Here is a 23,077-nt window from a genome sequence, read left to right on the forward strand (position 1 = left end):
ACCCCGGCCCTCGGCACCCTGGCATTCAAGGATCTGAGTCTCGACCTGCCGCCGGACGAGGTGCCCGCTTCCCCCAAGCCCCCCGCGAAGCCCCCCGGCGCCGCCTCGCCCGTGCTCCCTCCGGCCGCGACGGCGCCCACGCATATCGGCCTGCGCGACGGCGCCCTCGCCTTCGGCCCGCTGCGCGACGGGGTGCCAACCACCGGCCGGGCCAATCTCTCGGGTCTCACCCTTCCCGCCTCGGCGGTGGCCGGAATCCCGGGGCTCGGCTCCCTCGGCGCCTATGGCTACCGCGACCTCGACCTGAACGTCGTCGCCGACACGGCCTGGAACGAAGCCGCCAAGGAGCTCTCCTTCAGCGAGGTATCGGTGTCGGGCAAGGACATGGGCAGCGTGACGATCAACGGCACCCTCGGTGGTATCGGACCTGCGGTGTTCGACCCCGATCCGAGCGTCTCGACCTTCGCCATGCTGGGCGCCACCGCCAAGGCCCTCGACCTGCGGATCGAGAATACCGGCCTGTTCGAGCGCTTCATCGCCTCGCAGTCGAAGAGCCTGAGCCTCAAGCCTGAGGAACTGACCCAGGAATACGTCACCGCCACCACGTTCGGCGTGCCGGCCATCCTCGGCAATTCGGCCGGCGCCAAGGCCATCGGCGCGGCCCTGGGCCAGTTCGTGACAAAGCCGGGCACGTTCTTGCTCAGCGCCAAGGCGAAGAACGCCGGCGGCATCGGCATGCTCGAATTCAGCGCGGCCCCGACACCGGGCGCCGTCCTCGACAGGCTGGATGTGAGCGCGAAGGCGAATTAAGCGACCCGGGACGACGCCCGCGTCGCTCGCTCCCTACAGGAGGGGGCAGAGCGTTTGGGGCCGGGTTCAATTCAGTTCGCGCACCACGATGCGGCCATTTTCGGCCGACAGGGCGAGGCGGCCGGCCTTGAGGGCGAGCGCCTTCTCGCCGAACAGCGTCCGGCGCCAGCCGTGCAGGACGGCGATGTCGGCCTCGTCGTCTTCGGCGATGGCTTCGAGGTCATCCATCGTGGCGACGATCTTGGGCGCCACGTCCTCGGCCTCGCAGACCGCCTTGAGCAGCACTTTCAGCAATTCCACCACGGCGCCGTTGCCGCCCCGACCCCGGCTGCGCTCGGGCAGGACGATGTCGGACAGGTCGCGCTGGAAGCCGCGCTCCACGGCGGCGAGGATGTCCGTTCCGGTCCGCGAACGCTCGAAGCCCGCCGGGATCGAGCGCAGGCGCCCCAGGGCCTCGACGCTGCGCGGAGCGGAGGTGGCGATGTCGATCACCGCCTCGTCCTTGAGGATGCGCCCGCGAGGGACGTTGCGGGTCTGCGCCTCACGCTCGCGCCAGGCGGCGACCTCGGCCAGAACCGCGATCTCGCGCGGCTTGCGCATGCGGCCGGACAACCGGCGCCAGGCCTGGGCCGGGTCGGCCTTGTAGGTCTCCGGCGAGGTGAGGACGCTCATTTCCTCGTCGAGCCATTCGCCGCGATCGGTGGAGAGGAGCTGCCCAGCCAGCACCTCGTAGACCTTCACCAAGTGGGTCACGTCGGAGAGGGCGTAGCTCGACTGGGCGTCGGAGAGCGGACGGCGCGACCAGTCGGTGAAGCGGGAGGATTTGTCGATCTTGGCCTTGGCCACGTCGTTGACGAGCTGCTCGTAGGAGACCGAATCGCCGTAGCCGCATACCATGGCGGCGACCTGCGTGTCGAAGAACGGCTGCGGCAGAAGCCCGCCGAGCAGCCAGATGATCTCGAGATCCTGGCGCGCCGAGTGGAACACCTTGACCACGCCCTCGTCGGCCATCAGCGCGAAGAACGGCGCGAGGTCGATGTCGGGGGACAACGGGTCGACGAGCACACCCGACCCGTCCGGCCCCGCCATCTGGATGAGGCAGAGCTTGGGGTAGTAGGTCGTCTCCCGCATGAACTCCGTGTCGACGGTGACGAACGGCTGTCCGGCGAAACGGCTGCAGGCCTCGGCGAGAGCCGGCGTGGTGGCGATGAGATCCATGAGAGCCGGCTATATCGGAGGTTGACGCGCGAGGCGAGATCGTATCTCGCACCGCGCGCGCCTATCCCCCACATCCCGTGCTGCACGTCCCTCGTCAGGCGGCGCGCTTGCGGGGCCGGTTCCGGCGCGCGAGGCTGCGCACCAGTTCGGTACGCTGGCGCCGCTGGGCCTCGGCGCGGGCGAGAAGCCAGTCGAGGATGCCGGCATTCCTCCGAGGCCCGCCCTCCTCGGTCAGGCGCCGCATCCGGTCCACCCGGAAGCCGCGATAACCGCCGCGTGCGTGATCGATGCCGCCGAGCAGCGTCCGGCCGGGGCCGAGCCTCAACTCGCGCGCGTCGAGGGCACGCGTGCTCCAGAGACCGCGGGAATCCTCGTAGACGATCTCGAACCGGCCTTCGAGCGGCAGGACCTGCCATACGCCGGGCTTATGCTCGCCCCGTTCCGCGGGCTTCCCGAGTGCCGAGGGAGCCACTGCGGCCTCGTGCAAAATGTCGAAAAACGCGTTCGCATTCATGGGCTTGATATGGGAATGCACCCTCGTTCTCGTAAGGTCCCTCCCCCTCCGGCCCCTCGGCGGCGCCCGCTCCGGGTTCATCCCGGCTCCCGCTTACGCGCCCTGCCGTCGCGATCTCCTGGGATCGCCTTCACCTTGACTTGCCCGCCCTCGCGTGAATGGTGCGCCGCTCAATCTGAAGAGCCCGTCATGCACCGTTATCGTACCCATACCTGCGGGGCCCTCCGCCCGTCCGACGTCGGCGAGACCGTTCGCCTTTCCGGCTGGTGCCACCGCATCCGCGACCATGGCGGCGTGCTCTTCATCGATCTGCGCGATCATTACGGCCGCACCCAATGCGTGGTCGATTCCGATTCGAAGGCGTTCAAGACCGCCAACCTCGCCCGCTCGGAATGGGTGATCCGCATCGACGGACGCGTGCGCACGCGCCCTGCCGGCACCGAGAATGCCGACCTGCCCACCGGAACGGTGGAGGTCTATATCGACGACATCGAGGTTCTCGGCCCCGCCGGCGAGTTGCCGGTGCCGGTCTTCGGCGACCAGGACTACCCGGAGGAGACGCGCCTCAAGTACCGCTTCCTCGATCTGCGTCGCGACAAGCTGCACGCCAACATCATGAAGCGCGGCGCGATCATCGATTCGCTCCGCCGCCGCATGCGCGAAGGCGGCTTCTTCGAGTTCCAGACGCCGATCCTCACCGCTTCCAGCCCGGAAGGCGCCCGTGACTACCTGGTGCCGTCCCGCGTGCACCCCGGCAAGTTCTACGCGCTGCCGCAGGCGCCGCAGCAGTTCAAGCAGCTGACGATGATCGCCGGCTTCGACCGCTACTTCCAGATCGCGCCGTGTTTTCGCGACGAGGATGCCCGCGCCGACCGCTCGCCGGGCGAGTTCTACCAGCTCGACATCGAGATGAGCTTCGTCACCCAGGAGGACGTGTTCCATTCGGTGGAGCCGGTCCTGCGCGACGTCTTCAAGGAATTCGCCGAGGGAAAGCGCGTCACCGAGACCTTCCCGCGCATCCCCTATGCCGAGGCGATGCTGAAATACGGCGTCGACAAGCCGGATCTGCGCAACCCGCTGATCATCGCCGACGTGACGGACGAGTTCGCCCGCGACGAGGTCGAGTTCAAGGCCTTCAAGGGGGTGATCAAGTCCGGCGGTGTGGTCCGCGCCATCCCGGCCACGGGGGCGGCGACGCAACCGCGCTCGTTCTTCGACAAGCTCAACGACTTCGCCCGCGCCGAGGGCGCGCCGGGCCTCGGCTACATCATCTTCGAGGACGACAACGGTACGGTCACCGGCAAGGGGCCGATCGCCAAGTTCATCCCTTCGGAGATCCAGGCCCTCATCCGCGAGAAGACCGGCACGAAGGCCGGCGACGCGGTGTTCTTCTCCGCCGGCACCGAGGGCAAGGCCGCGGCTCTGGCCGGCAAGGCCCGCATCCGCATCGGCGACGAACTGAACCTCTCCGACAAGGACCAGTACGCGTTCTGCTGGATCACCGACTTCCCGATGTACGAGTGGAACGAGGACGAGAAGCGGATCGACTTCTCCCACAACCCGTTCTCGATGCCGAATTTCGACCGCGAGGAATTCCTCGCCCTCGATCCGAGCGAGGCCGAGAAGATCCTCGGCATCAAGGCGTTCCAGTACGACATCGTCTGCAACGGCACGGAGCTGTCCTCCGGCGCGATCCGTAACCACCGCCCCGAGGTGATGGAAAAGGCCTTCGGTCTCGCCGGCTACGGCCAAGAGGTGCTCGAAGAAAAATTCGGCGGCATGCTCAACGCGCTGAAGCTCGGCGCCCCGCCGCACGGCGGCATCGCGCCGGGAATCGACCGCATCGTCATGCTGCTCTGCGGCGAGCAGAACCTGCGCGAGGTGGTGCTGTTCCCCATGAACCAGCGCGCCGAGGACCTGATGATGGGCGCCCCCGCCGAGGCGACGCCGAAGCAGCTGCGCGAGCTCCACATCCGGTTGAATCTGCCCGAGAAGCAGGGCTGAGCCGCGACACACCACCCTCCCCCCTCTGTGGGGGAGGGTACCTACGGAGCAGGCTGGAGAGGGGGGGCGACCTCTCCGGACTGCGCGCTCCCCTCTCCCGACCCTCGCTGACGCGAGGGCCACCCTCCCCCGCAGAGGGGGAGGGTTTGCAGCGCCCGATCCCTCCAACATTGACAGGGCCGACATGCCCTCCCTCGTCGCCATCGTCGTCAGCCATGACAGTGCGCATGCGCTGCCGACCTGTCTCACGGCGCTCGCAGCCGAGCACGTGCCGGCCATCGTCGTGGACAATGCGAGCCGCGACGGGTCGGCGGGCGTCGCCGAGGCGGCCGGGGCCAGGGTGGTCCGCAATCTTCGCAACGAGGGCTACGGCCGGGCCAACACCATCGGTATACGCGCCGCCGACCGTGCGGAGCGCGTGCTCATCCTCAACCCGGACATCGTGCTGCGGGCCGGCGCGGTCGATGCGCTCCTGCGCGCGGCTGCCGCCTATCCGGATGCGGGCCTGCTCGCGCCGCGCCTGATGGAGCCGGACGGGCGGTTCTTCTACCAGCCACGCTCGCTGCTCGCGCCCTACCTCACCAACCCACCCGGCAACCGAGCCTTGCCCGACGGCGATGCCTGCGCGCCGTTCCTCTCCGGCGCCTGCCTGATGATCCGGCGGGACCTGTTCCTCGCCCTCGGCGGGTTCGATCCGAACATCTTCCTGTTCTACGAGGATGACGATTTGTGCCGCCGGGTCGCCGATTCCGGCCGCTCCCTGGTCCATGTCCACGGCGCGGTCGCCCTGCATGGGCGCGGGCGCTCGTCGGCGCCGGAGCCCGGCCGGGTCTTCCGCACCCGCTGGCATCAGGCCTGGTCGCGGGCCTATGTCTCGCGCAAGTACGGCCTGCCGGACCCGAGCCCGGCCATGCTCGCGGTCAACGCTCCGAAGGCGGCCTTGGCATCCCTGAGCTTCCGCCGGCCACTGATCGAGCGCTATGCCGGTTCGGCGGCCGGCGCCCTCGCTGCCATCCGTGGGCGCACCGCCCTCGCTCGGGAAGGGCTCGCATGAGCCTGCTCAATCCGACGGCCGCCCTGGCCCGCGCCGTCGCCGGCGTCGCGGCGCAGGGCTTCGTCGTCGTCGCACGCAACACGCGCGGCGACAGCGTCTACCTGAAGCCGGAGGGCTGCACCTACGCGCTTCGGATCTCGAACCACGCCCGGACGCCCAAGCAGCGCAAGAACCATCCCGACGCGATCACCAGCCTGGTAATCCGGGCCTCCACCGGCCCGGCTCAGGTCGACGCCCTGGTCGAGACCGCCCTGCGCAATTTCGCCGGGGAGCGGCGCAAGCGCGAGGGAGACCGGGGCGGGGAGAGCGACGGGCCGGCCGTTCCGTGACCGGGCGGGCCGAGGATCAGGCGGAGGCAGAATCGCCCTCGGCCGCATCGCGAAAGTACGGCTCCACCGGGCCCTTCAGCTTCACCGTCATCGGGTTGCCGGCGCGGTCGAGGGTCTTGCCGGCCGACAGGCGGACCCAGCCTTCGCTGACGCAGTATTCCTCGACATTGGTCTTTTCGACGCCCTTGAAGCGGATGCCGATGCCGCGTTCCAGGATGGCCTCGTTGTAGAACGGGCTGGTCGGGTTCACCGCGAGGCGGTCGGGAGGCGTGTCGGACATCGGCGTTGCCTTGGGAATCGATGATCGGAGTCGAGCGATCGTTGACGCGTCGGGACGAAGGGTCCGGGTAAGCGATTCACGCCCCGCCCGCAACGCCGCCGGCCCTGGCCGCCCGCGCCGCCGCGATGAGATCGTCGATACGGTCGCTTTGAAGCAGGGGCACCAGAGCGTGCACCGCCTCGGGGGGCAGGTCCCACCACGCCGTCTCCAGCAGGGCCACCACATGCTCCGGATCGAAGCGGTGGCGGATCACCCGCGCGGGGTTGCCGGCGACGATCGCGTAGGGCGGCACGTCCCGGCTGACGACGGCATGGGCCCCCACCACGGCGCCGTGCCCGATGGTGACGCCGGACAGGATCATGCAGCCTGAGCCGAGCCAGACGTCGCTGCCGATGGTCACGTCGCCGCGCGAGGCATGATAATCGGCCGGCGCCTCCACCCCCGGCCAGAGTCCCCCCATGGCCGCGAAGGGATAGGTGGTCACCCAGTCGAGGCGGTGGCCGCCGCCGAGGAGGATCTCGACCCTGTCGGCGATGGAACAATACCGGCCGATCGTAAGGTGCCGCCCAGCTTCCGGGAACCGCACTTTCGGACGGCCATAGGAGTACGAGCCGATGGAGAAACCATGGGTTTTCACCATTTTGGCGAGGTGCAGGCGGGTTTCGTTGTGCGGGTTGCGCCCACTCCGCAAGCGGTGCAACAGAGTTTTCAATCAATGCATCCCGAAGACCGGCGGGAAAGCTCCGCGGCGCCGTCAGAGCCCGCGATGAAGGGAGTGAGGCTCATGGGCGACAACATGTCCGACGATCTCAAATCCGGAGCCCTCGTCTACCACCGCCTACCCCGGCCCGGAAAGCTCGAGATCCAGGCGACGAAGCCGTTGGGGAACCAGCGCGATCTGGCGCTGGCCTATTCCCCCGGCGTCGCCGCGGCCTGCATGGCGATCTACGACGACCCGCAGGAGGCCGCCACACTCACCATCCGCCAGAACCTCGTGGCGGTGCTCACCAACGGCACCGCCGTGCTCGGTCTCGGCAATATCGGCCCCCTCGCCTCGAAGCCGGTGATGGAGGGCAAGGCGGTCCTGTTCAAGAAGTTCGCCGGGATCGACGTGTTCGACATCGAGGTGGACCAGAACGACGTCGGCAAGCTGGTGGACGTGGTCTGCTCCCTGGAGCCGACCTTCGGCGGCATCAATCTCGAGGACATCAAGGCACCCGAGTGCTTCGAGGTCGAGGAGCAGTGCCGGGCTCGGATGAACATCCCGGTCTTCCACGACGACCAGCACGGCACCGCGATCATCGTGGCGGCGGCCGTCCTCAACGCCCTGGAATTCGCCGGCAAGCAGCTCTCCGACGTCCGCATCGTCACCTCGGGCGCGGGCGCCGCGGCGCTCGCCTGCCTCAACCTGCTGGTGTCGCTCGGCGCCAGGGTCGAGAACATCACCGTCACCGACATCAAGGGCGTGGTCTACAAGGGCCGCGCCGAACTGATGGACCGCTGGAAGGACGTCTACGCCAAGGAGACCGAGGCCCGGACGCTGGCCGAGGTCATTCCGGGCGCCGACGTGTTCATCGGCCTCTCGGCCGGCGGCGTCCTGAAGCCGGAATACCTGGAGAAGATGGCCGAGAAGCCGCTGATCATGGCGCTCGCCAACCCCTATCCGGAGATCATGCCGGATCTGGCGCAGGCGAAGCGCCCCGACGCGATGATCTGTACCGGGCGCTCGGATTTCCCGAACCAGGTCAACAACGTCCTGTGCTTCCCCTACATCTTCCGCGGTGCCCTCGATGTCGGCGCCACGTCTATCAACGAGGAGATGAAGAAGGCCGCCGTGAAGGCGATCGCCGCGCTGGCCCGCGAGACTCCGTCCGACGTGGTCGCCCGCGCTTATGGCGGCGAGGCCCGGCCCTTCGGCCCGCATTCGCTGATTCCGAGCCCTTTCGATCCGCGCCTGATCCTGCGGATCGCCCCCGCCGTGGCGCAGGCCGCGATGGATTCGGGCGTCGCCGGCCGGCCGCTGGAGAACATCCAGGCCTACGCCGACAGTCTCGACCGCTTCGTCCATCGCTCCGGTTTCATCATGAAGCCGATCTTCACCAAGGCGAAGGAGAATCCCAAGCGCGTCCTCTACGCGGAGGGTGAGGACGAGCGCGTGCTGCGCGCCGCCCAGGCCATCGTCGAGGATCATGTGGCCCGACCCATCCTGGTGGGGCGCCCGCGGGTGATCGAGACCCGGATCAAGCGCTTCGGCCTGTCGATCCGGCAGGGCACGGATTTCGACCTGATCGATCCCGAGGACGATCCGCGCTACCGCGACTATGTCGCGACCTATCTCGAAGTCGCCGGGCGTCGCGGGATCACGCCGGATGCCGCGCGCACCCTGGTGCGCACCAACAACACCGTGATCGGCGCCATCGCCGTGCGCCGGGGCGAGGCAGACGCACTGATCTGCGGACTCGAGGGCCGGTTCGAGACGCGCCTGCGGGTAATCCGCGACGTGATCGGCCTCGCGCCGGGCGTGCTCGATTTCGCCGCCATGAGCCTCATCGTCACCAAGGAGGGCGCCTACTTCCTCGCCGACACCCATGTCCGGCCCGATCCCAGCGCCGAGGAGATCGCCGACGTGGCGGTGGCCTGCGCCGGCCACGTGGCGCGCTTCGGCCTCACTCCCAAGATCGCCCTCCTCAGCCACTCGGATTTCGGCCAGTCCGATTCCCGCTCGGCCCAGAAGATGCGCGCGGCGCTGGGGCTGATCCAGGGTCGCCGGCCGGACCTCCAGGTGGATGGCGAGATGCAGGCCGATACCGCCCTGTCCGGCCTGATCCGCGACCGGGTGCTGCCGGGCTCGCCCCTCAAGGGCTCTGCCAACGTCCTGATCTTCCCCAATCTCGACGCGGCCAACATCGCCTTCCAGTTCTCCAAGGTCCTGGCCGACGCCCTGCCCGTGGGGCCGCTGCTGATCGGCCCGGCCCGGCCCGCCCACATCCTGTCGCCGTCGGTGACGGCGCGCGGCATCGTCAACGTCACCGCCGCGGCGGTGGTGGAGGCGCAGGCGGGCGCCGTCGAGCCGACGATCGCGTCGGTCGAGCCGGGTCTGACGCCCCTCTCCGAATAGGAAGAACAGGCGGGACGTCGCTCGTCCTCCGCGGCCGATACCACGAAAAAGGCCCCCGATTCCTCGGGGGGCTTTTTCGTTCGTGTGCCCGGAAGCGGTGGGATCGGACAAGGCGGTCGCCGTAGGCGGCCTGAGTCACGGCGCCGAATCGGCCGCCGAGGTGAGCAGGTAGACGATGACCAGGGTGGTGACGGCCCAGGAGACGAGGCCATGACAACCGCTGGTGCTGGCCAGCGGCTTGCCCGAGAGGCGCCCGGCGAGGAACCCGCCGGCGAGCGAGGCGACGATGCCGGAGACGACCCACCACAGGCCGGCGCCGGTGGACAGACTGGCGGCGGTCGGGGTGTCGTTGCCAGCGGGATCCAGGGTCGACAAGCCGATGCCGAGGCCGATCATGTTGAGGATCATCTGCGCTACGAGGGCCGCCACGGCGCCGGCGAAGATCGCGCCCCAGGAGACCTGATTGTACAGGGCCGGGCGGGCGTCGAGGGCCGGTGGCGTTGCGACGACAGGCTTCAGAGTGGGGGATTGAGCCAAGGAGGAGATCCTGAAAACAGATGTGAAGGATGAGGATCACGCGCAAGGACACCGTCGTCCCGGCAGAATTTTGCGGGGAGCGTGAAGTCGTTCGTGTCTTCGATATCCAGGGACGCGTTCCAGCTTCCCCGACACGCTCGGGGAGGCTGGAAATCAGCGCCGGTCCACGTGCGTCGTCGGGAAATGTTCGCTCCGCCTGACGGAAATCCATCCGCCCATCATCCCGTCGGTCCTCGCCTACCGGCGAGCGGATCGTGTCGGGATTTCCCTTGAGATCCGGCGCGTGAAAACTGGCCACTGGATTGCATACAGGATTCGGATCAAGGGCCGGTCGGGAGATTCCAATGTGCCGTGGTGACGATCCGAACTGCACCCATTTCGCCGAGCATCGCCGCCGTTTCCTCGGCGACCTCGCGCCCGAGCGGCGGGCCTTCCTCAAGAGCGGCTTCGTCGCCACCGGGGGCGCGGCGGCGATGGCGGCCGGCGGCCTGTCCCTCGTCGGCCCCGCGCTGGCGCAGACGAGCGCCAAGGGCATCCGGCAGACGGCGCATTATCATCTGCCGGCCACCGCCGAGACCGTCCATTGGGGCTATTTCTCGAAACTGCTGAAGCCCCAGGTCGAGATCGCGTCCGGCGACTACGTCACCATCGAGACCCTGACCCACCACGCCAACGACGATGCCGAGCGCATGGTGACGGGCGATCCCGGCGCCGAGAGCGTGTTCCTCTGGACCAAGGACAAGAAGGGTGTGGCCCGCCGCGGCGCCGGTCCGGAGACCGGCCCCCTCGGACCGGGCGGGGGGCTCGGCGTCCACATCTGTACCGGCCCGGTGGCGATCCGCGGCGCGGAGCCCGGCGACGTGCTGGAGGTGCGCATCCTCGATGTGGCGCCCCGCCCCTGCGCCAACCCCGCCTTCAAGGGCCGCAGCTTCGGCAGCAACGCCGCCGCCTGGTGGGGCTACCACTACAAGGACATGATCACCGGCGACCGGGCGCGCGAGGTCATCACCATCTATGAAGTCGATGCGAGCGGCGCCCGCGACTGGGCGAAGGCGGTGTACAATTTCCGCTGGCCGGGGGTCACCGATCCGTTCGGCGTGGCGCATCCCACCATCGATTATCCGGGCATTCCCGTCGACCACACCAAGACGCAGCGCAATTTCGACGTGCTCAAGGGGGTGCGGGTGCCGATCCGCCCGCATTTCGGCACGATGGGCCTCGCGCCCAAGGAGGCCGACATGGTGAACTCGATTCCCCCGAGTTACACCGGCGGCAACATCGACAACTGGCGCATCGGCAAGGGCGCGACGATGTACTATCCCGTCGCGGTGCCGGGCGCCCTGTTCTCGGTGGGCGATCCGCATGCCAGCCAGGGCGATTCCGAACTCTGCGGCACCGCCATCGAGTGCTCGCTCACCGGCACCTTCCAGTTCGTCCTGCACAAGAAGGCGGATCTCGCCGGCACGGCGCTGGAGACCCTCGATTTCCCGATGATCGAGACGTCCGAGGATTGGGTGCTCTCGGGCTTCAGCTACCCGAACTACCTCGCCGATCTCGGCCCCGACGCGCAGAACGAGATCTTCTCCAAATCCTCCATCGACCTCGCCATGCGCGATGCTTTCCGCAAGATGCGGTCCTTCCTGATGCAGGCGAAGGGGCTGACGGAGGACGAGGCGATCTCGCTGATGTCCATCGCCGTCGATTTCGGCATTACCCAGGTGGTGGACGGCAATTGGGGCGTCCACGCCATCGTCAAGAAAGCGATCTTCGCGGACAGGCCGGCGTGACGCGCCGCGTCGTCGATCAGCCGATGAGGTGCCGTCGCAGCATGAAGAGATAGAAGACCTCGGCGGCGATCAGGATGGCTCCGACCGTCGCCATGTTTCGGGCGACAGCGGACCCGTCGTCGCCGGGGCCATGGCTGACGGCCACCGTCGCCATGACGATCAGGCCGATCGCCGGGATGAATCCGAGCGCGATCCATGTGGGCGCGTACCATGTCGGCTGCCCGTTCAGGCCCCATTGCATCGGAAGCCGGTCGAGATCACCCACCCAAGAGCCCGCAAGGGCCGACAGGCATGAAAGAATGACGAGAGTCAGGACGGCGAAGACGTAGACGGTCGGCATCGACAATCCTCCGAACGGCCGAGGCTATGACCCCGCGACGCTATCAGGCGGTATCGATCCGCCCTTCCAGACCCAGCACCCGGCCGAGGCCGCGGACGCGGTTGAGGAGGCGATCGCCCGGCAGCGCGGCCAAATTCGAAGGCAGGGTCAGGGTCACCCGTCGATCCGCGACGAGGAGGGGCATGCGGGCCAGCGCCCCCTCCATTCCCGCCGAGATCGGGAAGGCGACACGCAGGAGGGCGCCGAGGAGGCGGGCCCGTTCGAACAGGCGCGGCCCGGCGAGACTGCGCAGCATCGGACTGGCCTTGTCCGCCGCGACGCCCTCGTGACGGAAATAGACCGCCAGGGCGAGATAGGCCCGTCCGGGGTGGTCGATCCCGACGAAGGCGGCATGCGTGATGACGTTGATGCTCTGTTCACCCCGGTAATCGGGATGCGCGCGCCAGCCGATATCCGAGAGGAGACAGGCGGCGTGCCGCAGGCGGCGCTCGTCGGCCGTCTCCGGCCCGTCGAGGGTGGCGACGAACCGGTCGGTCCAGGCGATGAGGTCGCTGCCGTGGCCCGGTGAGCGGGCGCGGAGTCGGTTCAGTTCCGCCGCCGCCGCGAGGAGCGGGTCGGTGAGGCGGGTGTCGCGGTCGAGCTGCTCGTAGAGCAGCCCCTCGCGCACCCCGGAGGCCGAGATGGCGAGCTCGCGGGGGCGGCCGACGCGGATGATCTCCTCCAGCACCACGGCGCCATAGGCGAGGAGGGGCCGGCGCGCCTCCGAGACGGCCTCCACGTCCTGCAGCAGGGCGGCGTCGGTGCGCTCCACCACTTCGAGGAAGCTGAGTTCGTCGGAAGGCTCGATGCTGTAGCCGTGCATGACGTGGAGCGGGTAGCCCCGCGCGGCCTGATGCAGGCGGGCGAGCGCCCGCCAGGTGCCGCCCACCGCGTAGAAGCTGCGCCCGCGCAGGGTCTCCAACTGGGGGGCTGCCTTCGCGAGGTTCTCGCGGGCGATCTTGAGGGCCTTCTTCACCGACCCGCCGGAGAGATCCTGAAGGGCGAGACCGCCGAGCGGCATCGTCACCCCCTGCCCCACCGTGGCGCCGCGCACGTCCACCAGTTCGAGGGAGCCGCCGCCGAGATCGCCGACGACCCCATCCGGCGTATGGAAACCGGAGATCACACCGAGGGCGGAGAGCTCCGCTTCCCGCCGCCCCGACAGGAGCTCGATCCGGTGGCCGCAGGCGGCCTCCGCCGCGGCGAGGAATTCCGGGCCGTTCTGCGCGTCGCGCGCGGCGGCCGTGGCCAGCACGAAGACGCGGCCGACGCGCATGGTCTCGCAGAGGATGCGGAAGCGCGCCAACGCGCTGAGGGCGCGCCGAACCGCCTCCTCGTTGAGCCGGCCCGTGCTGAACACGTTACGGCCGAGGCCACACAGGACCTTCTCGTTGTAGAGCGGCGTCGGCGCGCGGTTCAGGCCGTCATAGGCCACGAGCCGCACGGAATTCGACCCGATGTCGATGATCGCTACCGGTTCCACGCGATCCTGCACGCCGGGATCCCCCTGAGTCGTGAAGCCCGTACCTGTCATGCCGTCACGAGGAAGTCCCACGACCAGCTCCTGCCGGTATCGCCCGCTCAAGGACGCTGGGCTCTACGGCTCAGCGCGCGCGGACTCGACTTCTTCGAGGACTTGCCCCGGCCGGACAGGCTCGGGTTCGTCATGAAGTACTTGTGCGCGTTGAACGGCTCCTCGCCCTCGGAGGGCTGGACACGTTCACTCGCTCCAGACGCCAGTACACGCCAGCTCTGCTGGTTGTCGAGGAGATTGGCGAGCATGATCTGGTCCAGCACCTGCTGATGCACCGTTTGGTTAGTGATCGGCAACAGCGCCTCCACGCGCCGTTCGAGGTTGCGGGTCATCAGGTCGGCCGACGAGATAGACACCGTCGCCTTCGGGTGCGGCAAGCCGAACCCGTTGCCGAAGGCGTAGATCCGCTCGTGTTCGAGGAAGCGCCCGACGATGGATTTCACCCGGATCGTATCCGACAGGCCGGGAATGCCCGGCCTGAGGCAGCAGATGCCGCGCACGATGCAGTCGATCTGCACCCCGGCCTGGGACGCGTCGTAGAGCGCGTCGATGATCTGCCCGTCCACCAGGGAGTTGCACTTGATCCAGATCGCCGCCGGCCGCCCGGCTTTGGCATGGGCCACTTCCGCCGCGATGTTTTCCAAGAGCCGGGGCTTGAGGGTCAGCGGCGAGACCGCCATGCGCTCGAGTTCGGCCGGTTCGGCATAGCCGGTGATGTAGTTGAACATGCGGCTGACGTCGCGGGCCACCGCCGGGTCGGCGGTGAAGAACGACAGGTCGGTGTACACCCGCGCCGTGATCGGGTGATAGTTGCCGGTGCCCACATGGCAGTAGCTCACGAGCTTGTCGCCCTCGCGCCGCACCACCATCGACAGCTTGGCGTGGGTCTTCAGCTCGATGAAGCCGAACACCACCTGCGCGCCGGCCTTCTCCAGGTCGCGGGCCCAGCGGATATTGGCCTCCTCGTCGAAGCGCGCCTTCAGCTCCACCAGCGCCGTCACGGACTTGCCGAGTTCGGCAGCCTCCGCCAGCGCCGCCACGATCGGCGAGTTCGAGGAGGTGCGGTAGAGCGTCTGCTTGATCGCCACCACGTTGGGGTCGCGGGCGGCCTGGGCCAGGAACTGCACCACCGCGTCGAAGGATTCGTAGGGGTGGTGGACGATGAAGTCCTTCTGCCGGATGGCGGCGAAGACGTCGCCGCCGCTCTCGCGGATGCGCTCGGGGAAGCGCGGGTTGTACGACTTGAACTTCAGGTCCGGCCGGTCGATCCCCACGATCTGCGACAATTCGTTGAGGGCGAGCATGCCCTCGACCACGAAGATCGCGTCGTAGCCGATCTCGAGTTCGTCGGCGACGAAGGCGCGCAGATCCTCCGGCATTCCCGCCTCGACTTCGAGCCTGATGACGACGCCGCGGCGGCGCTGCTTCAGGGCGCTCTCGAAATGCAGGACGAGGTCTTCGGCCTCCTCCTCGATCTCGAGGTCGGAATCGCGGATCACCCGGAACGCCCCCTGCCCTTTCACGAAGTAGCCCGGGAACAGGCGGCCGGTGAACAGGACGATGACCTGCTCGATGGCGATGAAGCGGGCGGTGGATTCCCCCGCGACCTCCGGCAGGCGCACGAAGCGGTCCAGGACGGCGGGCAGCCGGATCAGGGCGCGCAGGGTCCGCCCGTCGCGGGGGCGCACCATCATCAGGGCGATGCTGGAGCCGAGGTTCGACAGGAACGGAAACGGATGGGCCGGGTCGATGGCGAGCGGCGTCAGCACCGGGAAGACGTGGCTGAGGAAGTACTCCTCGAGCCAGGCCTTGTGATCGGGGGTGAGGTTGCCGGGCTCCACGAGGTCGACGCCGACACCGTGGAGGTCGTCACGCAACTCGCGCCAGCGCCGCTGCTGGTCGAGGGCGAGGCGCGAGACTTCGGAACCGATGCGGGTGAGCTGCTCGGACGGGCTGAGCCCGTCCTGCGACGGCTGGATCAGGCCGGCGCGGACCTGGTCGTGCAGGCCCGCCACGCGGACCATGAAGAACTCGTCGAGGTTGTTGGCCGAGATCGAGAGGAAGCGCAGCTGCTCCAGCAGTGGATGGCTGGCGTTGGAGGCCTCTTCCAGCACCCGGCGGTTGAACTGCAGCCAGGACAGTTCCCGGTTCACGAAGCGCTCGGGCGAATGGCGCAGGGCGCGGCCGGCGGCGAGCACGGTCTCCCGCGCCACGGGTTCGACTGTCGCTCGTTCTGTCGCCGTGTCGGCCATGATCGTCTCCGCCAGAATCGAGCCCGATTCCGTCTGTGCCTCGGGGGCCTCGTCGAACGAGGCCAATTCTGCCGGGAGAGGCGCTCCGGGGCCGGGCTTCGTCGTCCGTGTCCGGACGGTCGCGGGGCGAACCGGACCGGCCTCCGCCGGCCGGCGCCGGGCGGAGGGGCGTTTGGGCGCCAGGGATTCGGGTGCCGCGGAGCCGCGGCCGTCGTCACCGGAGCGGGGTTCGTCTGGCGAGGCGTCGGCCGCTGGAGCGATCTTCCGCTCCTCGACAGCCGTTCCCTCCATATCCGATCCCTTGATGTCCGACTCCTTGGCGATCGCGTCCGAATCCACTTCCGGCAACGGGTCTTCTCCTCACTCTGCTCGAACGAACGGCCTCGTAGCATGCGGCCGGGCCGTCGCGTCTGACAATTCCATGACAATCGGGATGGGCGGGCGATCAAGCCGGCGCGTCGTCCTCGTCGGTCTCGTCGTCCGGCACTCCCAGATCGGCCAGGACAGACATGGCCAGCGGCCTCGTGATGCGGCGGCCGCGCCTCAAGGCGTCGCGGTCGAGTTCGGCCACCACGGCCCGGGCCCTGGCGAGGGAGCGGTCGATCCGCAGGGCGATGGCCTCGACGACGCTGAGATCGACCACGAGCTGGCGGTCGACGAAGAGCTTGACCAGCACCGCCCGCATCAGCGCGTCGTCGGGGGGAAGGATGGTGGCGCCCGGTGCCAGCCTCAGGCGCGAGCGCAGATCGGCGGTGACGAGGCCGAGCGCCTCCACCGGTGCGGCCGCCGTGATGAGGACGGGGCTGCCGTTCTCGCGGGCGAGGTTGAGGAGGTGGAACAGGGCCGCTTCCTCGCGGCCCTCGGGGCGGTCGATATCTTCGATGACCAGGGCGCCGTTGGAGACGAGATGCGTGACCGAATCGGCGGTGACCTCGGAGGCCGGGACGGTCCAGGCATGGGAGCGCGTCGCCCAGATCGAGGCGAGGTGGCTCTTGCCGCTGCCCGACGGCCCGGTGATGAGGCAGACCGTATCGGGCCAGCGCGGCCAGGCCTCGATCAGCCCGTAGGCCGCCTCGTTGGCCGGCCCCACCAGGAAGTCCTCGCGGCCGTAGCGCGGGTCGAGGGGCAGGTCGAAGGCGAGCTGCTTCGGGGGCGCGGCCTCGCGCATCGGCGATCTCATCCCTCGCGCTTCTGAATCAGGATCGGTTCCTCGGCATAGTAGAGCGGACTCTGGAGATAACGCGAGATCGCGAAGCGCACGATGACGCCGATGGAGGCCGCGACGGGGACGGCCAGCAGCAGACCGAGGAACCCGAACAGCGAGCCGAAGGCCAGGAGCGCGAACATCAGCCAGACCGGGTGCAGGCCGACCGAGTCACCGACGAGCTTGGGCGAGATGACGTTGCCCTCGAAAAACTGGCCGACCACGAACACGGCGACGGTCAGTCCGATATGAAGCCAGTCGGAGGTCGGCCAGAACTGGACCAGGGCGACGCCCACCGAGAGCAGGAACCCGACGAGCGTGCCGACATAGGGGATGAAGGTGAGGAAACCCGCGATCATCCCGATCAGCACGCCGAAATTCACGCCCACGAAGAACAGGCCGACGGCATAGAACGTCCCCAGGATCAGGCAGACCAGGGTCTGTCCGCGCACGAAGCCGATGATCGCCCGGTCGATCTCGCCGGCCAGACGCCGCACGGTGGTGCGGTGGCGCGGAGGGGTCCAGCCGTCGACGGTGGCGACCATCCGGTCCCAGTCGACGAGGAGGTAGAAGGCCACGACGGGGGTCACGACGAGGAGCGAGGCGATGGAGACAAGCGCCTGGCTGCCCGACCACAGCGATTTGAGGAAGGCCAGGAACCACGTGCCGCCCTGCCCCACCAGGGCTCCGACGGAGGATTGCAGGTCGTTGAGAACGTCCGCCCCGCCGACCCGTGTGAGGATCGGCCCGACCCGCTCGACGATGATGCCCTGAAGCCGTGAAACCATGCCGGGCAGGGTCGTCACGAGCGCCGAGATCTGATTGGCCGCCAGGGGCACCACGATCAGCAGGATCACCACGAGCCCGACGACGAACATCGCGAGGATCAGGAGCGAGGCGGAGAGCCGCCCGAGACCCCAGCGCTGGAGCCTGTCGGCCATGGGGTCGAGAAGATAGGCGAGGGCCAGACCCGCCACGAAAGGCAACATCACGCCCGAGAGCAGGTAGAGCAGCAGCGCGACGACGCCGAGGCCCACCAGTCCGATCACCGCCCTGCCGCGCATCGGCCCTCCTCCGTCTCGCCCGTCGCCCGCGCACAAGAGTGGGAAGGCGGTGCGGCGGGGTCAAGGCTCGCCCGCGAAGGCCCCGCACGGCCCGCGGCAGGGGAACGAGCGTGAACGACTTTCATCCTCGGGAAAGCGGATTTTTAACGATCTAGACTGTACTGTCCCTCAACGGCGCGGGGATAAAATGAGTCTATCGCACAGGTTTATTGGTCTGATCACGGCTATGCTAGTATCCAGCTTGCTGCTGGCCGGGTCCATCATTCTCTATGGACGGGCTGTCGACCAAGTGAGCGCGGCCTACGCGACCCGCCAGCAATCGATCCTCCTCGCCGACGAGATCCGGCAGTCTTCGGACGATCTCACCCGGCTCGGCCGCACCTACGTCGTCACCGGCCAAGCGTCGTACAAGCAGCAATATTTGGACATCCTTGACATACGCTCCGGCCGCAAGCCGCGCCCGGAGGAGTATCATCGCATCTACTGGGATTTCGTCGCGGCCGGCGTGGCGAAGCCGCGCCCCGACGGCGAGACCGTGTCGGTGCACGACCTGATGAAGCGGCTCGGCTTCAGCCGGCAGGAAACCGACATGCTGGCGGAATCGGTCCGAAATTCCGACGGGCTGGTTCATCTCGAGGTCGAGGCGATGAATCTCGTCGAGGGCAAGGACAAGGATGGCCAGCCCCTGGCACAACCGAACCCCGCCCGAGACCGCGATCGGGCGATCGGGCTCGTCCATTCGGAGGCCTATCACGGTTTCAAGGCGCAGATCATGAAGCCGCTCGACGCGTTCTACGGGCTGATGCAGTCCCGCACCGACGCGGCCGTCGCGGCGGACGAAGCCCAGGCACACTTCTATTTCGCCGTCGTCGTCGGCACGCTGGTCGCCACCGTCGCCACGTTCCTGGCCCTCGGCTGGTTCGCCCACGAGGCGTTGGTCCGCGGCTATGGCGCGGTCGGCCTGGCCATGGGCCGGATCGCTGAGGGCGATTACGCCGCCGCGGTGCCCTGCCTGGACCGCCGGGACGAGGTCGGCAGCCTCGCCCGGGGCCTCGAAGCGTTCAAGGCCAACCTCGCCCGGGACGTGGCGGAGCGTCATGCCGGGGAAACCCGACAGCGCGAGATCGCGCGCCGGGCTCAGACCGAAACCCTGGCGCAGGCCTTCGAAGCGGCTTTCGGCGGCATCGTCCGCGCCGTGGCGACCTCGGTGGGCGAACTGCAGGACACCGCGCAGGCGATGTCGCAGATGGCCGGCGACACCGCCGACCGTTCCGGCGCGGTGATCCGTGCCGCGGAGGAGGCCTCGGCCAACGTCGCCGCCGTAGCGGCGGCGGCGGAGCAACTCAGTGCCTCGGTGTCGGAGGTCGGCCGTCAGGTCGACAGTTCGGCGGCGCTGACGCAGGCGAGCGCGACGGAGGCCGGGCGCACCGCCGGGCTGGTCCAGGATCTGAGCCGGGCGGCGACCCGCGTCGGCGACGTGGTGGCGATGATCAACGGCATCGCCAGCCAGACCAACCTGCTCGCCCTCAACGCCACCATCGAGGCCGCGCGTGCCGGCGAAGCGGGACGCGGCTTCGCGGTGGTGGCGGCCGAGGTCAAGGAACTCGCCACCCAGACCGCCAGGGCCACCGACGAGATCGCCTCCCAGATCGGCGACATCCAGTCGGTCACCCGGGAGGCGGTCACGGCGATCGGCGCCATCGCCGGGCGCATCGACGACTTGAGCGGGATCTCGGGCGCGATCGCGGCCGCGGTGGAGGAACAGGGGGCAGCGACCCGGGAGATCGTTCGCAACATCCACCAGACCGCCGATGGCACCGGTCAGGTCACGTCTCATATCGGCGGCGTCGCCGACGCGGCGCAGAGGGCCGGCGGAGCGGCCGAGAGGGTGCTTTCCGTCGCCTCCTCGGTCTCGCACGATGCCGACCATCTCGATGCCGAAGTCACCCGTTTTCTGGCGCAGCTTCGCGCCGCCTGAGGACGATGCTCCGATCCGCGCAAAGGCGTCGCCTGTCCGGTTCATCGAAGCGGGCGCGGGGATCGGCGAGCCCGGTGCGGCCCTCGTCGAACGGTTGAGGCGATCGAAATCTGCTTCCGCGCCCGGCACCGGGTGCCGAACTCGTCCGCGACGACTCGCCGAGACCGCCGCGACCCGTTAAAGCAGCCGGGACAGGACGTTGAGACGAGGTGCCGATGACGGCCGAGAGCAAGAACGGCGAGAGCCGGAACGGAATGACCTACGCGGATGCGGGCGTCGATATCGATGCGGGCAACGCCATGGTCGAGACGATCAAGCCGCTGGTGCGCTCCACCCGCCGGCCCGGCGCGGATGCCGAGATCGGCGGGTTCGGCGGGTTGTTCGACCTGAAGGCCGCCGGCTTCTCCGACCCGATTCTGGTGGCGGCCAATGACGGCGTCGGCACCAAGGTCAAGATCGCCATCGAGACCGGCCGCCACGATACGATCGGCGTCGATCTCGTGGCGATGTGCGTGAACGACATCATCGTCCAGGGCGCCGAGCCGCTGTTCTTCCTCGATTATTACGCCACCGGCAAGCTGGTGCCGGGCGTCGGCACCGACATCGTGCGCGGGATCGCGGCGGGCTGCCGGATCGCGGGCTGCGCGCTCATCGGTGGCGAGACCGCCGAGATGCCGGGCCTCTACGACGGGTCGGATTACGATCTGGCCGGCTTCAGCGTCGGCGCCGCCGAGCGTGGCAAGCTCCTGCCACGTCCCGGCATCGCGCCAGGCGACGTCGTCCTCGGCCTGCCCTCCTCCGGGGTGCATTCCAACGGCTTCTCGCTGGTCCGCCGGATCGTCGAGGCAAGCGGCCTCTCCTACGACGACCCGGCCCCGTTCGAGCCGTCGCGCTCGCTGGGCGACGCTCTCCTCGAGCCGACCCGGATCTATGTGAAGCCGCTGCTGGCCGCCCTGAAGGCAACCGACGGGATCAAGGCGCTCGCCCACATCACCGGCGGCGGCTTTCCCGACAACCTGCCCCGCGTCCTGCCCGACGGTGTCGGCATCAGCATAGACCTCGACGCGATCATTCCGCCGCCCGTCTTCGGATGGATCTCGAAGGTCGGCGGGGTCGCGGAATCCGAAATGCTGCGCACCTTCAATTGCGGTATCGGCATGGTGGCGGTGGTCTCGCCGGAGAGCGTGTCGGCGGTGACCCGGGCGCTCGACACCGCAGGCGCCTCGCCGATCCGCCTCGGGCTCATCACCGAGCGCGGACCCGATCCGGTGACCTTCCAGGGCAAGCTCGCCCTGTGATGGCTCCCCGACCCAAGATGCGGGTCGCGATCCTGATCTCGGGACGCGGCTCGAACATGGTCTCGCTGATCGAGGCCGCGAAGGCCCCGGATTATCCGGCCGAGATCGTCCTCGTCGCCTCCAACCGGCCGGAGGCGGGCGGGCTCGCCCATGCGGCGAGCGCCGGGATCGCCACGACGGCGCTCGATCACCGCGCCTATCCCGACAGGGCGAGCTTCGATGCCGCCCTGAACGCGGAACTCGAAGCGGCCGGGATCGAGCTCGTCGTGCTGGCCGGCTTCATGCGGATTCTCTCCGCGGGCTTCGTCGAGGCGTGGGCCGGGCGGATGATCAACATCCATCCTTCGCTGCTGCCGCTGTTTCGCGGCGTCCATACCCACGAGCAGGCCCTGGCGGCGGGCGTGCGGCTGCACGGCTGCACGGTGCATTACGTGGTGCCGGAACTCGATGCCGGGCCGATCGTGGCCCAGGCCGCCGTCCCGGTCCTGCCGGACGACGATGCCGACAGTCTCGCCGCGCGCATTCTCGTGGAGGAACACCTCCTCTACCCGCGTGCCCTGGCGCTGATCGCCGGCGGACGGGCAAGGCTGGAGAGTGGCCGCGTCGTGTTCGCCGGAGACATCAGGCCGGCCCAGGGGGCCTTGCTCAGCCTGCCCGCGCAAGGATGAGGCCCGAGCCGCCGATCCCGAGATATCGAGATCGGCGATGATGACGGCTTACGCCGGGCGCGGCAGGCTGCAGCTGTCGAGGGCCGACAGCGCCTTGGCGCGGGCGGAATCGTTGAAATAGCCGGTGGTGCGGTAGGATTCGAGCTCGGCCGGGTTGAGGCTCGCCAGGGTCTGCTTGGCGTAGCAGCCGCACGGGCGAGCGAGCGACGCCTCGGGGACGCTCTGCAGGCGGGCCTGCGTCACCGTGCAGGCGTGGCGCACACGACCGGTGAGGTTGCCGGCGGAAGCCGTCTTCAGGGCCGGATCGGGCGTGTAGCCTTCGAGGGAGGCCGTGGGCGTCCCCTTGTTCGCGTTACACGCGGCGAGCAGGGAGATGAGGCCGGCGGCGAGCAGGATCCGGCCGGTGCGCGGAGCGATGGAGCGCATGGAATGTGGGGTCCGTGAAAGGGATTCGGTTAAGGGAATTCCTTTCACGCCCGGCAGGACTCGCGCGCAAGGGCGTTCGCGCCACACCCGGCATCGTTCCGCGCCACGCTCCCGGTTCACCGGACGACGATGCGATCACGAACCCGTTGGCGGCGCGAAAGCCGGTCGGGCTCAGCCGACGATGTCGGAATCGTGGAAGAACTGCGCGATCTCGATCTTCGCGTTCTCGGCGCTGTCCGAACCGTGCACTGTGTTCTCACCGACCGACTCGGAGAAGGTCTTGCGGATGGTGCCCTCGTCGGCGTTGGCCGGGTTGGTGGCGCCCATCACGGTGCGGTAGGCGGCGACGGCGTTCTCGCCCTCGAGCACCTGCACGACCACGGGGCCCGAGGTCATGAAGGAGACGAGTTCACCGAAGAACGGGCGCTCCTTGTGAATCTCGTAGAACTTTTCGGCCTGGGCCTGGGTCATCTGGATGCGACGCTGGCCGACGATGCGCAGGCCCGCCTTCTCGATCACGGCATTCACGGCGCCGGTGAGGTTCCGCTTGGTCGCGTCGGGCTTCAGGATGGAGAAAGTGCGCTCGGTGGCCATGTTCAGTCCGGTTATGTTCGCTCAGCCGA

At 68.5% G+C, this 23,077-nt stretch carries 19 protein-coding genes and 2 pseudogenes; 9 read left to right on the forward strand and 12 right to left on the reverse strand.

Annotated elements, in window-relative coordinates:
* A pseudogene (locus MBTS_RS14735) lies at nucleotides 1–810 on the forward strand (hypothetical protein); the annotation flags it as partial.
* 66 nt (nucleotides 811–876) lie between these two features.
* On the opposite strand, the gene rnd reads toward MBTS_RS14735, so the two are convergent.
* On the reverse strand, nucleotides 877–2,028 hold the full coding sequence (gene rnd, locus MBTS_RS14740; protein WP_056149395.1) for a ribonuclease D: 1,152 nt from the start codon (nucleotides 2,026–2,028) through the stop codon (nucleotides 877–879).
* Between the two features lie 94 nt (nucleotides 2,029–2,122).
* Nucleotides 2,123–2,542, reverse strand: coding sequence for a hypothetical protein (locus MBTS_RS14745; RefSeq protein WP_192215935.1), 420 nt, complete (start codon nucleotides 2,540–2,542; stop codon nucleotides 2,123–2,125).
* A gap of 189 nt (nucleotides 2,543–2,731) precedes the next feature.
* On the opposite strand from MBTS_RS14745, the gene aspS reads away from it, so the two are divergent.
* From aspS to MBTS_RS14760, 3 genes are all read left to right on the forward strand, one after another.
* Nucleotides 2,732–4,546 (forward strand): aspartate--tRNA ligase, encoded by a 1,815-nt coding sequence (gene aspS / locus MBTS_RS14750; RefSeq protein ID WP_056149393.1) that lies wholly within the window; start codon nucleotides 2,732–2,734, stop codon nucleotides 4,544–4,546.
* A gap of 184 nt (nucleotides 4,547–4,730) precedes the next feature.
* A complete protein-coding gene (locus tag MBTS_RS14755) occupies nucleotides 4,731–5,600 on the forward strand; it encodes a glycosyltransferase family 2 protein (protein WP_056149391.1) in 870 nt (289 codons plus the stop codon).
* Entirely contained in the window at nucleotides 5,597–5,929 is a 333-nt protein-coding gene (locus tag MBTS_RS14760) for a hypothetical protein (RefSeq protein WP_056149388.1), read from the forward strand. The genes MBTS_RS14755 and MBTS_RS14760 overlap by 4 nt, the downstream gene beginning before the upstream one ends.
* A 16-nt stretch (nucleotides 5,930–5,945) precedes the next feature.
* Here the strand turns inward: MBTS_RS14760 and MBTS_RS14765 are convergent, their stop codons facing one another.
* Nucleotides 5,946–6,209, reverse strand: a complete 264-nt coding sequence (locus MBTS_RS14765; protein WP_018043507.1) for a DUF3297 family protein — start codon at nucleotides 6,207–6,209, stop codon at nucleotides 5,946–5,948.
* Between the two features lie 76 nt (nucleotides 6,210–6,285).
* The gene (locus MBTS_RS14770; protein WP_192215936.1) at nucleotides 6,286–6,909 is read right to left on the reverse strand and encodes a CatB-related O-acetyltransferase; all 624 of its coding nucleotides are present in this window, start codon (nucleotides 6,907–6,909) and stop codon (nucleotides 6,286–6,288) included.
* A gap of 84 nt (nucleotides 6,910–6,993) precedes the next feature.
* Between MBTS_RS14770 and MBTS_RS14775 the strand changes: the two genes are divergently transcribed.
* A complete protein-coding gene (locus MBTS_RS14775; RefSeq protein WP_018043505.1) occupies nucleotides 6,994–9,327 on the forward strand; it encodes an NADP-dependent malic enzyme in 2,334 nt (777 codons plus the stop codon).
* 153 nt (nucleotides 9,328–9,480) lie between these two features.
* Here MBTS_RS14775 and MBTS_RS14780 read toward each other — a convergent pair.
* A pseudogene (locus MBTS_RS14780) lies at nucleotides 9,481–9,864 on the reverse strand (PhnA-like protein); the annotation flags it as partial.
* Nucleotides 9,865–10,208: 344 nt separating this feature from the next.
* Between MBTS_RS14780 and MBTS_RS14785 the strand changes: the two are divergent.
* The gene (locus tag MBTS_RS14785; RefSeq protein ID WP_018043503.1) at nucleotides 10,209–11,651 is read left to right on the forward strand and encodes an acetamidase/formamidase family protein; all 1,443 of its coding nucleotides are present in this window, start codon (nucleotides 10,209–10,211) and stop codon (nucleotides 11,649–11,651) included.
* Nucleotides 11,652–11,667: 16 nt separating this feature from the next.
* On the opposite strand, the gene MBTS_RS14790 is transcribed toward MBTS_RS14785, so the two are convergent.
* From MBTS_RS14790 to MBTS_RS14810, 5 genes are all read right to left on the reverse strand, one after another.
* On the reverse strand, nucleotides 11,668–11,991 hold the full coding sequence (locus MBTS_RS14790; protein WP_056149386.1) for a hypothetical protein: 324 nt from the start codon (nucleotides 11,989–11,991) through the stop codon (nucleotides 11,668–11,670).
* Nucleotides 11,992–12,034: 43 nt separating this feature from the next.
* The gene (ppx, locus tag MBTS_RS14795; RefSeq protein WP_147830336.1) at nucleotides 12,035–13,564 is read right to left on the reverse strand and encodes an exopolyphosphatase; all 1,530 of its coding nucleotides are present in this window, start codon (nucleotides 13,562–13,564) and stop codon (nucleotides 12,035–12,037) included.
* A gap of 47 nt (nucleotides 13,565–13,611) precedes the next feature.
* The gene (locus MBTS_RS14800) at nucleotides 13,612–16,164 is read right to left on the reverse strand and encodes an RNA degradosome polyphosphate kinase (protein WP_192215932.1); all 2,553 of its coding nucleotides are present in this window, start codon (nucleotides 16,162–16,164) and stop codon (nucleotides 13,612–13,614) included.
* Between the two features lie 97 nt (nucleotides 16,165–16,261).
* The gene (locus MBTS_RS14805) at nucleotides 16,262–16,984 is read right to left on the reverse strand and encodes a P-loop NTPase family protein (RefSeq protein ID WP_018043499.1); all 723 of its coding nucleotides are present in this window, start codon (nucleotides 16,982–16,984) and stop codon (nucleotides 16,262–16,264) included.
* Nucleotides 16,985–16,992: 8 nt separating this feature from the next.
* Nucleotides 16,993–18,084, reverse strand: a complete 1,092-nt coding sequence (locus MBTS_RS14810; protein WP_056149378.1) for an AI-2E family transporter — start codon at nucleotides 18,082–18,084, stop codon at nucleotides 16,993–16,995.
* A gap of 226 nt (nucleotides 18,085–18,310) precedes the next feature.
* On the opposite strand from MBTS_RS14810, the gene MBTS_RS14815 reads away from it, so the two are divergent.
* The 3 genes from MBTS_RS14815 (at nucleotide 18,311) to purN (ending at nucleotide 22,028) form a co-directional block, all read left to right on the forward strand.
* Complete coding sequence (locus MBTS_RS14815) at nucleotides 18,311–20,062, forward strand: methyl-accepting chemotaxis protein (protein WP_147831467.1); 1,752 nt, start codon at nucleotides 18,311–18,313, stop codon at nucleotides 20,060–20,062.
* Between the two features lie 215 nt (nucleotides 20,063–20,277).
* Nucleotides 20,278–21,360, forward strand: coding sequence for a phosphoribosylformylglycinamidine cyclo-ligase (purM, locus tag MBTS_RS14820; RefSeq protein ID WP_056149373.1), 1,083 nt, complete (start codon nucleotides 20,278–20,280; stop codon nucleotides 21,358–21,360).
* Nucleotides 21,360–22,028, forward strand: coding sequence for a phosphoribosylglycinamide formyltransferase (gene purN, locus MBTS_RS14825; protein WP_147831469.1), 669 nt, complete (start codon nucleotides 21,360–21,362; stop codon nucleotides 22,026–22,028). The genes purM and purN overlap by 1 nt, the downstream gene beginning before the upstream one ends.
* Nucleotides 22,029–22,076: 48 nt before the next feature.
* Here the strand turns inward: purN and MBTS_RS14830 are convergent, their stop codons facing one another.
* A complete protein-coding gene (locus MBTS_RS14830) occupies nucleotides 22,077–22,454 on the reverse strand; it encodes a hypothetical protein (RefSeq protein ID WP_147831471.1) in 378 nt (125 codons plus the stop codon).
* Between the two features lie 171 nt (nucleotides 22,455–22,625).
* Entirely contained in the window at nucleotides 22,626–23,048 is a 423-nt protein-coding gene (gene ndk, locus MBTS_RS14835; protein ID WP_192215933.1) for a nucleoside-diphosphate kinase, read from the reverse strand.
* Nucleotides 23,049–23,077: the final 29 nt, after the last annotated feature.

It is taken from the genome of Methylobacterium bullatum (assembly GCF_014845095.1).
Classification (GTDB): domain Bacteria; phylum Pseudomonadota; class Alphaproteobacteria; order Rhizobiales; family Beijerinckiaceae; genus Methylobacterium; species Methylobacterium bullatum.

Excerpts from the sequence above, each read along its gene's own strand:
- rnd (WP_056149395.1), bottom strand. The coding sequence starts at position 2,028 with ATGGATCTCATCGCCACCACGCCGGCTCTCGCCGAGGCCTGCAGCCGT.
- MBTS_RS14745 (WP_192215935.1), bottom strand. The coding sequence starts at position 2,542 with ATGAATGCGAACGCGTTTTTCGACATTTTGCACGAGGCCGCAGTGGCT.
- aspS (WP_056149393.1), top strand. The coding sequence starts at position 2,732 with ATGCACCGTTATCGTACCCATACCTGCGGGGCCCTCCGCCCGTCCGAC.
- MBTS_RS14755 (WP_056149391.1), top strand. The coding sequence starts at position 4,731 with ATGCCCTCCCTCGTCGCCATCGTCGTCAGCCATGACAGTGCGCATGCG.
- MBTS_RS14760 (WP_056149388.1), top strand. The coding sequence starts at position 5,597 with ATGAGCCTGCTCAATCCGACGGCCGCCCTGGCCCGCGCCGTCGCCGGC.
- MBTS_RS14765 (WP_018043507.1), bottom strand. The coding sequence starts at position 6,209 with ATGTCCGACACGCCTCCCGACCGCCTCGCGGTGAACCCGACCAGCCCG.
- MBTS_RS14775 (WP_018043505.1), top strand. The coding sequence starts at position 6,994 with ATGGGCGACAACATGTCCGACGATCTCAAATCCGGAGCCCTCGTCTAC.
- MBTS_RS14785 (WP_018043503.1), top strand. The coding sequence starts at position 10,209 with ATGTGCCGTGGTGACGATCCGAACTGCACCCATTTCGCCGAGCATCGC.
- MBTS_RS14790 (WP_056149386.1), bottom strand. The coding sequence starts at position 11,991 with ATGCCGACCGTCTACGTCTTCGCCGTCCTGACTCTCGTCATTCTTTCA.
- ppx (WP_147830336.1), bottom strand. The coding sequence starts at position 13,564 with ATGACAGGTACGGGCTTCACGACTCAGGGGGATCCCGGCGTGCAGGAT.
- MBTS_RS14805 (WP_018043499.1), bottom strand. The coding sequence starts at position 16,984 with ATGCGCGAGGCCGCGCCCCCGAAGCAGCTCGCCTTCGACCTGCCCCTC.
- MBTS_RS14810 (WP_056149378.1), bottom strand. The coding sequence starts at position 18,084 with ATGCGCGGCAGGGCGGTGATCGGACTGGTGGGCCTCGGCGTCGTCGCG.
- MBTS_RS14815 (WP_147831467.1), top strand. The coding sequence starts at position 18,311 with ATGCTAGTATCCAGCTTGCTGCTGGCCGGGTCCATCATTCTCTATGGA.
- purM (WP_056149373.1), top strand. The coding sequence starts at position 20,278 with ATGACGGCCGAGAGCAAGAACGGCGAGAGCCGGAACGGAATGACCTAC.
- purN (WP_147831469.1), top strand. The coding sequence starts at position 21,360 with ATGGCTCCCCGACCCAAGATGCGGGTCGCGATCCTGATCTCGGGACGC.
- MBTS_RS14830 (WP_147831471.1), bottom strand. The coding sequence starts at position 22,454 with ATGCGCTCCATCGCTCCGCGCACCGGCCGGATCCTGCTCGCCGCCGGC.
- ndk (WP_192215933.1), bottom strand. The coding sequence starts at position 23,048 with ATGGCCACCGAGCGCACTTTCTCCATCCTGAAGCCCGACGCGACCAAG.